The sequence below is a fragment of the Aminobacter sp. 01T433 genome (assembly GCF_056398585.1).
Genome location: NZ_JBFTPR010000007.1, coordinates 294,900 through 309,276, shown reverse-complemented (window position 1 = coordinate 309,276; position 14,377 = coordinate 294,900). Strand labels below are relative to the sequence as shown.

Here is a 14,377-nt window from a genome sequence, read left to right as displayed (position 1 = left end):
TCATGGATAGGCACTGCCGAAAAGTTGTTGGAGGCAAGCGGTTCGCTTGCCTCCAACAGCGATCCATTCTCGTTCAGGCGGCAGCGACGTGATCATGCTCGGCGACCATCTCGCGGATGGCATCGAGCACGGAGCCGCGGATGTCAGCCCGCTTCAGCGCAAACGCGACATTGGCCTGGATAAAGCCCTCCTTCGAGCCGCAGTCGAACATGCGGCCGCTGAAAGGCCGGGCGAAGAAGGCCTGGCTTGCGGCAAGGCGCACCATCGCGTCGGTCAACTGGATTTCGTCGCCTGCACCGCGCTTTTGAGTGCCGAGCAGGTTGAAGATCTCGGGCTGCAGGATGTAGCGGCCGTTGATGTAGAAGTTGGATGGCGCTTTCGCCGGTGCCGGCTTCTCCACCATCCCGGTCACCTCGAAGCCTGTGCCGATTTCAGCACCCTTGGCAACGATGCCGTATTTGTTGGTTTCGTTGGGGTCGCACTGCTCGACGGCAATGACGTTGCCGCTTGTCTCCGCGTGCAGCTCCATGATTTCGGCAAGGCAGCCGCGCCTGCCGAACGACACCATGTCGGGCAGCAACAGCGCGAACGGTTCGTCGCCGATGATGTCGCGAGCGCACCACACGGCGTGGCCGAGCCCATGCGGTGCCTGTTGCCGGGTAAAGCTCGTGGCGCCGGGAACCGGAAGCAGGTTCTCCAGCGACCTGATCTGATCGACCTTGCCGGCCTGTTCGAGCGTGCCGATCAGCTCGGGGTGAAGGTCGAAATAGTCCTCGATGACCGCCTTGTTACGACCCGTCACGAAAACGATGTGCTCGATGCCGGCTTCAAGTGCTTCGTCAACGGCGTATTGCACCACGGGCCTGTCGACCACCGGCAGCATTTCCTTGGGCATGGATTTGGTCGCGGGCAAGAACCGCGTGCCGAGACCCGCCACGGGTATCACCGCTTTCCTGACTTTCTTCATCGTGCCAATCCTCTCAGTCATTTCAGTTTCCTCGTATCGGCCGGGCGAGGCAGCAGCCTCATTTGCCTGGCCGGTATGCGAACTGCCGCGCGACCCGGCGCAACCGGACCGCTATCGGCATCCGCAAGTGGCGAACCGCCGCCGGGTCCCCCAAGGCGGTTCTCATCGCCTTGAACGGCGACCGCTGTTTGATGTGCTCGACCAATGACAGGAATGTGGCAGCCTGCCTGAGGCTGCGGGCGCGGCGCGTGAACGCTTTTCGCGCCTCGTGATCGAGCAGATTGGACGCCTCGAAGGCGGCATCGGCGCGCTGCATCGCCTCGACGTGATGATGCTCCAGGACCCTTGAGATCGAGCCGCTGCGGACATGATAGCCATAGCCTACAGCGGGTTCGACGGCGCAGCGCCCACCCTTGGCAAGCGCGCTGGCAAGCAGGATGTAGTCCTCGCCGATGCGCAGCTCCTCGTCGTAGCGAAGACCGTGTTCACGGAGATAGCTCGCGACGAATATCGGCTTCATGTAACCAAAATTGAACGTCGTTTCGAAGACAACATTGCCGCCAATGAAGTCGGCCAGCGATAGCTCCGCGAGATTTGCGAGATATTCCCGAGGGAACATCACCTCCGGTTGCGCGCCGTCTTCTCGAATCACTTCGATGTTGTCGACGGCTATCTGCGCGCCACTTCGCTCGGCGCGGGAAATCATTGCCGCCAACCTGCCGGGCATCACCGCATCGTCGGAATCGAGCACCGCCACCCAGCGGCCCCGTGCTGCATCGAGACCGGCATTGCGCGCGCCGCCAGGGCCACGATTGGCCTCCAAGGCCAGTACGCGGACGCGCCGGTCGGCATAGGATCGTGCAAGGGCAAGCGTAGCATCTGACGAGCAATCGTCGACGACGATCACCTCGACAGTGACACCATGTTGCGCCAGCGCGCTTTCGATCGCGCGACCGAGCGTTGCTTCGGCGTTGTAGGCGGCGATGACGAAGCTGACGTCAGGCTGCATCTTGGCCGCCTTCGCTGCCATAAAGGCGCAGCTCGCGAACACCGACCAGCCCGCTCAGCACACCCATGTGCATGACGCCCCTGAGCAGGCTTCGGTTGCGGCTGACCGGCTGGAACAAGGCGAGCCCAGCGGCGGCGAAACAATAGCTGGCCTTGGCCGAGGCCCGGCCCAGTTCGCCTACCAGCCCTATGCCGGGCCGCTTCAAGCTGAGCAGCCGGCCATGGGTCTGGCCAACGCGGAAACGCCGCCTGGTGAGCCAGCCGAACGAGGCGCGCGCCTGAGGTACCGGCTCCTCCACCCAGGCCTCGGATGCATAGGCTATGCGGCCACCGGCCATGAAAACCTGGTCGAAGAACTCGGTATCTTCGCCACCTGACTGCCCGCGCGCCAGGCTGAACCGACGTCCCGCAATGCTCGGCGCCTCCATCCTGAGCAAGGCATTGCAGGTGTAGCCGGTGCGGATTTCGCCCTCGACGAAAACCGGATAGGTCGAATGAAAATCGCCAACCTGCATCCAGCCGGGCGCCCCTGCCCCGTAACGCGCTTTGACTGGGCCGAGCACCACGTCGGCACTTGTCGCCTGCGCCGTCTCGACAAGCCTTTTCAGCCACGAACCGGTCGCTTTCTCATCATCGTCGATGAAGGCGACGAAGTCTGCGCTACTTGCGTCGAGGCAGGCGTTGCGGGCAATCGAGATGTTGTGTGCCGGGCAATGCACATAGCGAATTGGCAGCGGCAGTTCCTGCGCGAGATCGGCCACCAATTGCGATGCGCTCGGCACCTCGTCATTGTCGGCAACGATGATCCCGATGCGATATCTCTTGGGCAGGTCCATTGCCGCCAGCGAGCGCAGCGTGTCGGCGAGTTCCCTGCGCCTGAAAGTACAGACGCAAATATCGATGCTGTTTTCAGCACTCATGCGGTGCGTCCCTTTGTTCCTGCATCGATCAGCTGCAGCCAGAAACCGAGCGACCAAGCGAAATGCATGACCATGGCTGAGACGCCAGCAAGCGCACGTTTTGGCGCGCCCGCGCGCAGCCCGAGAAACAAGCCGTAGCCAAGGCAGACAGCGGCCCATTGGCCAAATGGCACCGCAAAAACCCAATGCAGCGGGGAAAGCACGGTAAGCAGCGCCGCCGGCACGACCATCAGCGGCACCATCTGCCTGAGCTTGGGGATGATCCTATGCTTGAGCACGTTCTTCGCCCTGCCCCGGCCATAGCCGAGATACTGGCGGTAGAGGCAGGAAAGCGAGTTGCGTGGATAGTAGGTCATGCGCGTGCGGCCACTCATCCAGATGCGATGACCGGCATCGCGCAGGCGGTGATCCAGTTCGGCATCCTCGTTGTGGCTGAAGCTTTCGTCGTAGCCGCCGAGCCTGCGGAACACGCTCACCCGCATCAGCGCATGGTGACCGTGGTCGACCCACTCGCCGCTGGAGCGGTGCCTGTGTTTCGAGCCGCCGGTGCCAAGCTTCGAGTTCTGGGCAGTGGCGACAGCCTGCTGCACAAGCCCGGCACCCTTGGTGAGCATGGAAACGACAACCGAGTCGGCGCCGGTTTCACGCGCCTCTTCCAGCAGCCGGTCACAAAAATCATCGGGATAGCCGCCATGTGCGTCGATGCGGATCACATAGTCGACGCCGTCGCCGAAGCGCTCGACCGCGAGGTTGATCGCGGCACTTTGGATGCGCTTCGGGTTGTCGAGCAGCAGGACATTGACGTCTTGCGCCGCCGCCTTGGCGGCAATGGTGCGGGTGGCGTCGCGACTGCCGCCATCGGCGACGATGATCCGCGCGGAAAGCCGCTTTGCTGCCGGCCGAAGCTGGGCAAGCAAGGCGCCGATATGGCGCTCTTCGTTGAGGCACGGAATGACGATGATGCAGGAAGGGTTTTCAGGCATTGCTCTACTTGTTGTTTGTATGCTGTCAGGCGGCGATTGCGCCGATGTCGGCGCTGCCTGCGATGCGCTGGAGCTTTGCCACCAGCGCGCGACAATCCGAGCTGTCGCAGCTCCAGGTCCTGGGATCGCGGGCAAGCACGCCCCGATGCAGGATCTCAAAACGCTCAGCCGTCATGGGCGAGAGCGTCTTCATCAATGCGTCCACCGACGGTTCGCATAACTCCAGTCCGACCCGCTGCTTTTGCAGAAACCTGGCGGTTTCGGTGTCGGCCATGGCGATCGGCACAGTGCCGAAGCGGCATCCTTCATAGAGCCGGTTGGGCAACAGCCACTTCGAATTCTGGCCTTCCTCGAAGAAGTCGATCGCCCAGGAGAAATGGACCTCCCGGTAGATATCGGCCATGTCCTCGGGGTTTCGATAGGCACCCTCAAAGGTCAAATGGGGCTCGGCGGTGACTAAACCGTGGAAATCCGGGAACTCGGTCAGTGCAGGCCGGCCGCGCATGACGACCTCGAACTGCCCCTCCATTTTGCGGGTGAAGTCGGCCAGCAATTCGAGCGACTTGCGGCAGCGCAGCGCCCCGAACCAGCCAATCTTCCAGGGTGGCCCAACGGCCGCCTTCAATGAAGCCGGCGGCAGGTTAGATGCCAATTCAAGCAGCTTGTTTTCGACCAGTTCTATGGGCGCGTCGATCTGGCCGTATCTGTCGAAATAGTGCCTGACGAAAGCCGGAGAGCTAGTCAGCAGCAGCTTGACGTTGCGCCCAAGCAGCCGTTCGGCACCACGCATGCCCTTGCCCAGGAGATCATCCCGCAGCACCAGCCGGTGGATGTCGAGGCATTCATAGACGATCGGTACCGACCCCGCGAACGCGCTACGCGCCCGCTGCGCCAACGCCAGCATTTCAAGATTGCGCGCAATGATCAGATCGGGCGCAGGCAAGGTGCCGAGCGAGCCCGATATGCTCGCCGCAGCCTTCGCCACCGCCCCGATTCGTTGCGCGAACCGACCGTCGCGCGTGTAGCCGAGGTCGATTGGCTCAAGGCCCTCAATGTCTTTTACCGGCTCATCAGTTCGCCGGAATCCGGCCAACACAAGACGTGCACCACCGGCCTTGAGCATGATGACCCGCCGGCGAACTGCTGGATCGGATACGTCATGCACAAGGTACAGCACATGCAGCATGAGATTACTCTCGCTGTTTTGGCCCACCGCTCCACAATGCTAGGGAAGCATTTGCTGCGTCGCAACAATTACTGACCCATTCGGCCTCAACTTTTGTTGCGTCGCAAAATAGCCCGTTTGATCTGTATTGATGCGCGTGGGCGGGCCTATGCGCACGGAGACGCGGTTCCATGAAGAATGTCATTGTCGAAAACACCGTCTGCCTGAACACCGGCGACGCTGCGATCCTCCTGGCGATCCGACACATCCTCAAATCGGCCTATGCCGGCGATATCCAGTTTCAGGTCTTCGACAGCCAGCCCGGGGTCGCGTCGCGTCTCTATCCAAGACAGGCCTATCCAGACATCGAGATCCGCAAGCTTTTGGCCGAGTCGATCTTCAAGTACCCCTATGACGACAACCGGCTGAAAAACCTTGCCAAGCCGATCTACAACCGCCTGGCGCTAAGCGCGCTGCGCCACTACGGCAAGAGCGCAGCACTGGACGAGACGATGTTCGGCACAGAGGACCGTCGCAGCCTCGACATGTACCGACAGGCAGATCTCGTCATCACGACCGGCGGCACCTACCTCGTCGAAAACTATAATCTCGAACGGCGCCTCAACCAGTTCCGCATCGACGCCATCTTCGGCAAGGACCCGGTCTTTTTCACCCAGTCGCTCGGACCGTTCGACAAGGATTACAATCGCCGCGAACTGAAGCCGGTCTTCGACCGTAGCCCGCTGATGCTGCTGCGCGACGAACGCTCGCGCGGCCATCTCGCCGGCCTCGTCGACAATCCCGCCAAGTGCCATGTCGTGGCCGATTCGGTGTTCGCGCTGGCCGACAAGGGACGCATCGAGTCGGCTCTCGCCGCAAAGCAGCCGCCGCAACCAACCGGACGCGTCGGCATTTCGGTGCGACACTGGAACTATGTCAGCGAGGGCGCCAACGGCATGCGCCGCTACATGGATTCGATCCGCGACATCGCCACCTCGCTTGTGCGCGACCACGGCAAGCAGGTGACGTTCGTGTCGACCTGCCAGGGCGTGCCGGAATATGCCCATGACGATTCCAAGACCGCGCGCGCCATCGTTGCCGAACTGGCGCCTGACATCGCCGCACAAGTCAGCGTCGATGCCGATTTCCACACGCCCGAACAGCTGATGGAACTGGTCAAGGGCTTCGATTTCGTCGTCGCCACCCGCATGCACATGATGATCATGTCGCTCTGCGTCGGTGTGCCGGTGCTGCCCATCGCCTATGAGTTCAAGACCAGGGAACTTGCCAAGCGCGTCGGGCTCGCCGACCTGCTGCTCGACATCGATACGGTGACGCCCGAAGAGGCAGGCCAGAAGCTGGCGCGTTTCGTGGGTGATCTCAACCGTGTGAGGGCAACGACGCTTGCTGCAGTGCTCGAAGAACATGCCTCGGCGATGTCGGCGGCAGAGTTGATCCGACCTCTGCTCGAAGACACCTCAACGGATGTTGCGGGCGATGGTTTTCCAGGCCTCGACAAGGGCGCGGCGCGACTGCGGAACGGCGATCATGAAAGCGAGCGCCACCGCGTAGCTTAGGGCTGCTGCCGTCGCTGCGGCGACGATATTGGACTGTGCGGTCAGCGATTCCGGCAGGTAGCCGTAGCCAAGCCAGGCGACGGCTGCCGCCACGATCAGCAGACCCTGGACCAAGAGGAAGTCGAGAGCCGAGACCGGTCCTGTCCGGCCCAGCATCACCGCCAGCACTGGCAGACGCAGCGCATAGCCGCTGATGGCATAGGCCGCTGCGACGCCGACCGCGCCCCATTTCAGCCCGACAACGAAAGACAGCACCGTGGTCAGCGCCGAATAGACGCCCCACCGCAACATCGTTCCTGTCTTGCCCTGGCAGATGAAGATCCAGCCTGTCGTGCTCGACACCGGCTGCATTAGCCCGGCAATTCCGAGCCAGGCGAAAATAGGCGCCACCGCCAGCCAGCGCTCGCCAAACAGGATCGTAACGACCGGCTCGGCAGCGATGGTCAATGCCGCGATGCCAGGTACGGTGATGAAGGCAAGCAGCCAGTTGGTGCGAAGATAAAGCTCGCGGAAGCGTGGCTTGTCGTCCTGAATGCGGCTGAGCAGCGGCACCATCAGGCGCGAAAGCGGCTGGTTGATGTTTTGAAGCGGAAACAACAGCAGCTTGTAGGCGCGGTCGTAGAAGCCGAGCTCGATCGCACCCGAAAACTTGCCGATCAGGATGTTGTCGAGGTTGCGCGAGAAGAAATTGACGAGGTTGAAGCCGGTGAGATTGGCGCCGAAAGACAGGATCTCGCGCTCGACCCTGAGGTTCGGCCGGCCCGGCTTCCAGCGCGTCGCGAGCCATGCGCCAAGCAGCGTCACGATTGCACCTACGGCCGGTCCGATCACCAGCGCCCAATAACCGAGACCGGCATAGGCGGCGGCGATCGCCGCCACCAGACCCGCCAAGGCTGTCATCACATCGTTGATCGCGAGCTGGCCGAATTGCAGGTTGCGGTTCATCAGCGCCAGCGGCAGCGCGGCAAGGCTGCCAAACAACAGCGGCATCGCTGCGGCAAGCGTGATGCCCGTCATCCTGGCGTCGCCGTAGAAGGCCGACACTGCCGGCGAAAGCCCAGCAATGATCACCGTGCAGCATAGGCCGGCAAGCGTGCTGATCCAGAACACCTGGTTGAGTTGCGACTGGTCGATCTCCTGCCGCTGGATCACTGCCTGCTGCAGGCCAAGATTCTGGAACAGCCCGACAAACGCGATGATCGGCCCGACGGAAGCGACAAGGCCAAAGTCCTCGGGCGCGAGCATCCGCGCCAGGACCACCACCGAGACGAACTGGATGGCAATCTTGATCGCCTGAGCCGCAGCGGTCAGCGCTCCGCCCCTGAGCGCGATGCGGCCCAATTGCTGGGCTTGAGCCGTCATGCTGTGGCCCTTGTCGCAGCCAAGCGGAACAGCGTGTCAGCGAAAGCGTCGTTGAGCCTGGTCGAATCGAAATCGTCCTCGACCTTGCGCCGCGCGGCTTTGGCGAGCGTCTCGCAGGGGCCGGGGTTTTCGGCGATCCAAATGAGTTTCTGTGCCAGCGTAGCCGCATCCCTCTCGGGCGCGAGCAGCCCGGTCCTGCCATCCTCGATCAGTTCGGGGATGCCGGAATGATAGGTACTGACCACGGTCAGGCCGGCAGCCATGGCTTCCATCAACGCGACAGGAATGCCCTCAAGGTCGCCATCGCTGGCCTTGACGCTGGGCAGCACGAAGACATCCGCCTGGCTCAAGCGCTGCTTGACCTCGCTGTGCGGGCGCGGCCCAAGGAAAGCGACACGTTCGGATATGCCCAGCCATGCAGAAAATTGCTTCATCTCGTCGAGCAATTCGCCGCCGCCGATGACGGTGTAGGACCAGTCAATGTCAGGGCGCACGGCTCGCACTTCGGCGAGCGCGCGCAAGGCGAATTCAATACCCTTCTTCTCAGTCAATCGGCAGACCGAGATCAGCGCCAACGAGGTGTTGTCCTGCCTGCCTGCGTGAAAGTCGATCTCGTCGGTGTTGACGCCCATATGGTGCACGGCAACGCTGCCGGGTGCGGCACCTGCCCCTATCAACGCATCGCGGAAGAAGCCGTTGACCGGCAACTGCAAGGCGCCTTGCCGGAAAACGACTTCATAGCGCGATAGCGTACCATCATGCATCGGCGCGCCGACATCATGGCCATGGAAGATGGTCACCAAAGGTGCCGCGATCTGCCGACGCTTCATCGCTCTTGCGACGCGCAGGCCGTTGTTGCCAAAATGGGCGACGATGACGTCGTATTTCTCGAGCTTGCCGGCAAAGGCGATGTCGAGCGCCGTCGACGACTTGTCCCACAGCCGGCCCGACCATTTGCGCAGCGATGGGCGCAGCACACCAAGCGCCCCCCACCACTGTTCGACACCGCCGGGCAGGTTGCGCCAGCGCGGATCGTCGATGTTGTGTTCCTTGCCGAAAGTCGTCTGATTGCAGACGACCCCGACCTCGATGCCACGTTCGAGACATCCAGCGATCTGGTCGAGAACGAAGGTCTCGGAAAGCGAGGGGAACTTGTCGACGACAAAACAGACTTTCATCGATCCACGCTCCTGGAACTCCGCAGGCGTAAAACCAAGTCAGGCCGCCTGATGCAGACTGCTTGCGGCCGCCCGGTCGAGCACGCCCATGAAGGTGGCGAACTGGGCGTCGGGGTCGAGCTGGGGCCGTTCCGAAAACGTCCGCGCGGCCTCTGACAAGCGCTTGTATTCGGCCTTGTCGTCCCAAAGGCAGCGTACCGCGCCGACCCAGACGTCGAGCGGGGCATCATAGTCGAGGACGACGCCACCCTTGCCGATCGCTTCGGGCAGTCCGCCGCGGCGCGAACCGACGACGGGGATGCCGCTGCAATGGGCCTCGGAAGCGACACGGCCCCAGGCTTCTTCCCATTTGCTTGGCGCGAGCAGGATCTTGGTGCGGCCATAGACCGTCTTCATGTCGTTGGTTCGGCTTTCGAGCCTGACATTGCCAAGCGGTGCGATGATCTCTTCGATGCGCGCGCGATGGTCGTCGGCAAGTTTCCAGCTTTCGACAAACAGGAATGGAATGTCGGGGCAGCGCCCGGCGATGCGCACGGCGAGTTCGAAACCCTTTTCCTCATAGGGATTGATCAGCGTAACGAATTCGCCTGTCGTGGGCGTGTTGTAGTGCGCCGGGTTGATCGTTGGCGGAATGACCGTCGATTCAATGCCGAACCGCTGCCCATAGGAGTGTGCGGTGAACTCCGAATTGGCGATGTATTGCGCCGACCGCAGCTCGCTGAGATCACCGCCCAACTCGTGGAACTCGACGTTCCTGAGATAGACGACCAGGGGTATGCCCTGAGCCTCGAGCGCCTTTCCGATCGGCACCGACTTGTGACACTGCACCACCGCGACGTCCGGTTTCAGTCTGTGCACGGCAAAGTCGGCAGCCTCCCACGGGAACCAGGCGCGAACCACCGGATAGCCGGGAAAGGTGTCGATGACGGCGGGCTGCCTGAGCAGCTTCATCTTGGCTCGTGCCTTGAAGCCGAACATGCCGTCGCCAAACAGGGCCGCAAGCACGGAGGCCTCGTGGCCATGGGCGCGCAGCTGCTCGACCAGATGATGCGTGCTCGACTGCACCCCACCACTGAATTCGGGCGTATAGCCATTGCCACCGGCAAAAAGGACCCTCATGCGGCCAGCTCCTTTGTCGCTCGCGCATCCCGCTCACCAGCCTTCCGGCCGATGGAGATATAGTCGATGCCGTGGCGGGCGAGCACGCGTGGGTCGTAGAGGTTGCGGCCATCGAAGATGACAGGCGTTGCCAGCGCCTGCTTGATCACCTCGAAGGACGGCGCGCGGAAATTCTTCCACTCGGTGGCGATCAACAGTGCATCGGCGCCGCGCAGGGCCGCCTCCTTGGTGCCGCACAGCAGCAGATCGTCGCGCTGGCCGTAGATGGTTTGCGCCTCCTGCATCGCTTCGGGATCGTAGGCCTGGACCTTGGCCCCGGCGGCCCAAAGCGCCTCCATCAGCACGCGTGCGGGTGCCTCGCGCATGTCGTCGGTGTTGGGCTTGAAGGCGAGCCCCCACAAAGCGAAGGTTTTTCCCTTGAGTTCGCCGTTGAAATAGCTCGACAGCTTGTCGAACAGCACCGCCTTTTGCGCATTGTTGCGCTCTTCGACCGACTTCAACAGCGTTGCCTCGAAACCGATGCCGTCGGCGGTGCGGATCAGCGCACGCACGTCCTTGGGAAAACACGAGCCGCCATAACCCAGCCCCGGATAGATGAAGTGATAGCCGATGCGCGGGTCCGAGCCGATGCCCTTGCGCACCTCCTCGATGTCGGCGCCGAGCAGCTCGGCGAGGTTGGCCATCTCGTTCATGAAGCTGATCTTGGTCGCCAGCATGCAATTGGCGGCATATTTGGTGAACTCGGCGGAGCGCACATCCATCACGATCATCTTTTCGTGGTTGCGGTTGAATGGCGCGTAGAGCTCGCGCATCACCATCTCGGAATTCTCGTCGCCGGTGCCGATGATGATGCGGTCGGGCTTCATGCAGTCGGCGACCGCCGAGCCTTCTTTCAAAAACTCCGGATTGGAGACGACGTCGAAGGTGAGATCCTGGCGACCCCGTTGCTTGAGCACCTCGGCGATCTTCTGGCGGACCTTGTCGGCGGTGCCGACCGGCACTGTCGACTTGGTGACGACGATCTTGGGGCCGGCCATCTCACGGCCGATCGCTTCGGCAACCGAAAGCACATATTTGAGATCGGCCGAGCCGTCCTCGCCCTGCGGCGTGCCGACGGCGATCATCTGGATCTCGCCATGCTTGACGGCCATCGCCGCATCGGTGGTGAAGACGATGCGGCCGGCGGCATGGTTGTCGCGCACCAGCGCTTCCAGCCCTGGCTCGAAGATCGGGATGAACCCCTGGTTCAGCCGTTCGACCTTGGTCACGTCGACATCGACGCAGACCACATCATGGCCGACCTCGGCCAGCACCGCCGCCTGCACAAGCCCGACATAGCCAATTCCAAATACCGTCAAGTTCATCCGGTCAAATCCTGTTGTTTATGATGATGCAGGTCCGTCGTCGGACTGCTCGTCGTTTGGCGGGTCACTGCAGCTTGCAGGCGACCGATTCCTTGAACTGGCAAGGCTCGCCGATTGCCGTGAACGCCACGCGGTCGACGGCCATCGTCACCGGCTTGCCAGGATCGGTAAACGGTCCCATCCACTCCTTCAGCGTATCGGTGCCCCACAGGCTGAAGAAGATCTTCTGGGGATGGCTGGGCAGTTGCGAGGCATCGGTCACCTCATGCACGAGCTTGCCATTGACGTACCAGCGCAGCCGCTGCTTCTCCCAAACGAAGGCGTAGTCGTTGAATCCCTTGTCGGCGCCGCCTGTGACGCCTACCAGTTTTTCGTCGTTCGACTTGCCGCCGACATAGGCATTGACCTGCACCTTCGAGGGGTCCTTGGTCAGCACCTCGAAATCGATCTCGTCATGCGGCTGTTTGTGCACCGGGCCGATATAGGTGAAGAAGGCCGCGTTGAGCCCGGAGCCGGTGCCGGTCTTCATGCGCGCCTCATAGGTGCCGTAGCCGAAGCGCGCCTTGGTCTGCACTTCGGCGCAGGAATAATCGCGGTTTTTGAACTGCTTCTTTTCGAAGCTCAGTATCAGCTTGCCGTCGGCGAGCTTGAGCTGGCTTTTCGACCAGGTGCAGTTCTGATGCTTGCCGTTGTCCCATCCATCGGAGACGAACCAGCGCGAACTGCTGAGGCTGTCGAAATTGTCGACGAATGACTTTCCGGTTGCATCCTGTGCGAGCGCACCACCTGTTGCACCAAGCAGACCGACGAGCGCGACCGACAGTTGCAAGGCGCCGAAGCGTCCGGCGACATTTTTGTTCAAGTTCATAGCCAAGTCATCCTTGTGCCTGCATGCCTCCCGCCCGGGAACCACATCCCAACACCCGGCCAGGGTTGCGCCTGGCCGGCAAACTTGTTTCTCCATCCTCCCTGAATCCGTTGCCGACGGTCGCCGGGGCAAGATCGCTCCCGCGTCAGCCTGCGCTGTCGGCTCCCCCAGTCTCGCGACCTTCGGCAGCAAACATGTCGACCGAATGACGAAGCCCGGCGACGAACTCAGTCTGCCTGCCCAGCTCCTCGATGCGACGAAGGCAGTTCTTGAGCGCTTCGGTCAGTTGGTCCATTTCAGCCGCCCGCCGCGACGACACCGCGTCATTGTCCATGGCTTCGACCAGGAAAGCCGCATTGGCCGAGACCGCCTCATAGCGGCTCCTGATGCCAGTTCTCTCCGCCTCGATCTCGGAAGCGAGTTGATCAAGCGAGCGCGCGAGCTGTTCGAAACGAACGCGATCCGTCCCCTGATCGCGGCCAGGGGTACGGGTGCGGAATGCCAAGATCGATGTCATGCATGCTACTCCGCGTTTGGGAATCGAACGTCATTTCAGCTAGCGCCAGCATGCTCGCCGACAACCGCAGTGCCAGGCATCAAATAGTGGTAGCGCGCATCGCCTGCTGAAGGTGCTGAGGACAACGCCCGGCGCAGCGGTTCGATCTTGTCCATGACCACACCACCCACGACACCGGCAAAATTCGCCGGAGAGCGCAGAGCAAACGTTGCTGCGTCAGCGAGCCCGCTGGCCGCCTTGATGTCGAGGAAGCGACGCAGGCGATACTTGTCCCTGACATGGCGCTCATGCTTACGCAGCGCCGGTTTGAACTCAGCCGCGATTTCTGGATTGCCCAGAAGCGAAAGATCCGTGTCGGCGAGCCGTCGCAAATCTTCAGTGCGATGCCGGCCGCTGAGCGATTCCGGCCGCACGACCGCGCCGTAGCCACAGGACCGGATCAACTTGAAGCGCGCGCCATACAGCATCGCCCTGGCATAGAGCGCGTAGTCTTCGCCCAAGCGCAGCGATTCATCATAGCTGAGGCCATGCGCCTCAAGCGCCGCGCGCCGGATCACCGGCTTGAGGAAGCCGAGTTCGCCGCGCTGGGCGCCGCGCCGAGAGATGTTGCCCTTGATGAACTGCACCGGGTCCAGGAACTCTGGAGCAGATACGAAGCTCGGCACCTTGCCCGAGAGAACGTCTCGGGCCGAGCCTGTTTGAACAAAGACGATGTTGTCGGCGATCATGTCCCAGTCAGATCCGCGCAACAGCTTGTTGAACCTGCCCGGCAGGAAAAAATCGTCGGCGTCGAGGATGCTTATCAACGGCGCCTTCGACTGCCTTATGGCCAGATTGCGTGCGGATGAAGGGCCGCGGTTGACGTCGAGCCGCAGCACCAAGAGCCGCCTGCTGCCATCCTCGGCGGCGCGCGCCACCGCTTCGGTTGCATCGGTTGAAGCATCGTCCACGACCACGACCTCAGCCACTTCGGGCTCACGCAGCGCCGAGGCAATAGAAGTCGCAATCGTCTCCGCCGCGTTGTGCGCGGCAATGATGACACAGACGTCGGTTCCGCTCACGTCGGTTGCCTTTCCGCCATAGTCCCGCCCCGGCCAGAGCTATATTGCACCTGCGAACATGGGAACCCCAACTTTTGTTACGGCGTTTCACGTCCCGGCTCGCGGAAGAACGCCGGGGGTCAGGTCACCCCCAGCTCACCAAGGCGTGCAGCCAAATCCCGGCGATCACATCCCGGTGCCCCGATTTTCGTAAACAAGCGCAATGCAAAGCGCCGCGTCAGCTCGGGCAAGGATCGGCTAACAGCGATGGTCGTGGAGTAGGTGGCGCGTGATTCCGCCAAGGTCCAA

At 62.0% G+C, this 14,377-nt stretch carries 13 protein-coding genes; 1 reads left to right on the top strand and 12 read right to left on the bottom strand.

Features of this window, described 5'->3' with window-relative positions; translation table 11 throughout:
- Nucleotides 1–73: 73 nt before the first annotated feature.
- From AC1DLV_RS15045 to AC1DLV_RS15025, 5 genes are read right to left on the bottom strand one after another with little or no spacing between them, the layout of a single operon-like run.
- On the bottom strand, nucleotides 74–967 hold the full coding sequence (locus tag AC1DLV_RS15045) for a UTP--glucose-1-phosphate uridylyltransferase (protein ID WP_476800820.1): 894 nt from the start codon (nucleotides 965–967) through the stop codon (nucleotides 74–76).
- Nucleotides 968–1,025: 58 nt separating this feature from the next.
- Nucleotides 1,026–1,976, bottom strand: coding sequence for a glycosyltransferase family 2 protein (locus tag AC1DLV_RS15040; protein WP_476800819.1), 951 nt, complete (start codon nucleotides 1,974–1,976; stop codon nucleotides 1,026–1,028).
- Complete coding sequence (locus AC1DLV_RS15035) at nucleotides 1,966–2,895, bottom strand: glycosyltransferase family 2 protein (protein WP_476800720.1); 930 nt, start codon at nucleotides 2,893–2,895, stop codon at nucleotides 1,966–1,968. The genes AC1DLV_RS15040 and AC1DLV_RS15035 overlap by 11 nt, the downstream gene beginning before the upstream one ends.
- A complete protein-coding gene (locus AC1DLV_RS15030; protein WP_476800719.1) occupies nucleotides 2,892–3,878 on the bottom strand; it encodes a glycosyltransferase family 2 protein in 987 nt (328 codons plus the stop codon). The genes AC1DLV_RS15035 and AC1DLV_RS15030 overlap by 4 nt, the downstream gene beginning before the upstream one ends.
- Before the next feature lie 25 nt (nucleotides 3,879–3,903).
- Nucleotides 3,904–5,064: a glycosyltransferase family protein gene (locus tag AC1DLV_RS15025; protein ID WP_476800718.1), complete on the bottom strand. Its 1,161-nt coding sequence runs from the start codon at nucleotides 5,062–5,064 to the stop codon at nucleotides 3,904–3,906.
- A 170-nt stretch (nucleotides 5,065–5,234) separates the two neighbouring features.
- Here AC1DLV_RS15025 and AC1DLV_RS15020 point away from each other — a divergent pair, with 170 nt between their 5' ends.
- Complete coding sequence (locus tag AC1DLV_RS15020) at nucleotides 5,235–6,620, top strand: polysaccharide pyruvyl transferase family protein (RefSeq protein WP_476800717.1); 1,386 nt, start codon at nucleotides 5,235–5,237, stop codon at nucleotides 6,618–6,620.
- On the opposite strand, the gene AC1DLV_RS15015 is transcribed toward AC1DLV_RS15020, so the two are convergent.
- From AC1DLV_RS15015 to AC1DLV_RS14985, 7 genes are all read right to left on the bottom strand, one after another.
- Nucleotides 6,522–7,982 (bottom strand): lipopolysaccharide biosynthesis protein, encoded by a 1,461-nt coding sequence (locus tag AC1DLV_RS15015; protein WP_476800716.1) that lies wholly within the window; start codon nucleotides 7,980–7,982, stop codon nucleotides 6,522–6,524. The genes AC1DLV_RS15020 and AC1DLV_RS15015 overlap by 99 nt on opposite strands.
- Complete coding sequence (locus AC1DLV_RS15010) at nucleotides 7,979–9,160, bottom strand: glycosyltransferase (protein WP_476800715.1); 1,182 nt, start codon at nucleotides 9,158–9,160, stop codon at nucleotides 7,979–7,981. The genes AC1DLV_RS15015 and AC1DLV_RS15010 overlap by 4 nt, the downstream gene beginning before the upstream one ends.
- A 39-nt stretch (nucleotides 9,161–9,199) precedes the next feature.
- Nucleotides 9,200–10,279: a glycosyltransferase gene (locus tag AC1DLV_RS15005; protein ID WP_476800714.1), complete on the bottom strand. Its 1,080-nt coding sequence runs from the start codon at nucleotides 10,277–10,279 to the stop codon at nucleotides 9,200–9,202.
- Complete coding sequence (locus AC1DLV_RS15000; RefSeq protein ID WP_476800713.1) at nucleotides 10,276–11,643, bottom strand: UDP-glucose dehydrogenase family protein; 1,368 nt, start codon at nucleotides 11,641–11,643, stop codon at nucleotides 10,276–10,278. The genes AC1DLV_RS15005 and AC1DLV_RS15000 overlap by 4 nt, the downstream gene beginning before the upstream one ends.
- A 64-nt stretch (nucleotides 11,644–11,707) precedes the next feature.
- Nucleotides 11,708–12,511 (bottom strand): endo-1,3-1,4-beta-glycanase ExoK, encoded by an 804-nt coding sequence (gene exoK / locus AC1DLV_RS14995; RefSeq protein WP_476800712.1) that lies wholly within the window; start codon nucleotides 12,509–12,511, stop codon nucleotides 11,708–11,710.
- A gap of 145 nt (nucleotides 12,512–12,656) precedes the next feature.
- Entirely contained in the window at nucleotides 12,657–13,028 is a 372-nt protein-coding gene (locus AC1DLV_RS14990) for a hypothetical protein (protein WP_476800711.1), read from the bottom strand.
- A gap of 35 nt (nucleotides 13,029–13,063) precedes the next feature.
- Nucleotides 13,064–14,089 carry a glycosyltransferase family 2 protein gene (locus AC1DLV_RS14985; RefSeq protein WP_476800710.1) on the bottom strand — a complete coding sequence of 342 codons (1,026 nt, stop codon included), beginning with the start codon at nucleotides 14,087–14,089 and terminating at the stop codon, nucleotides 13,064–13,066.
- Between the last annotated feature and the right edge of the window lie 288 nt (nucleotides 14,090–14,377).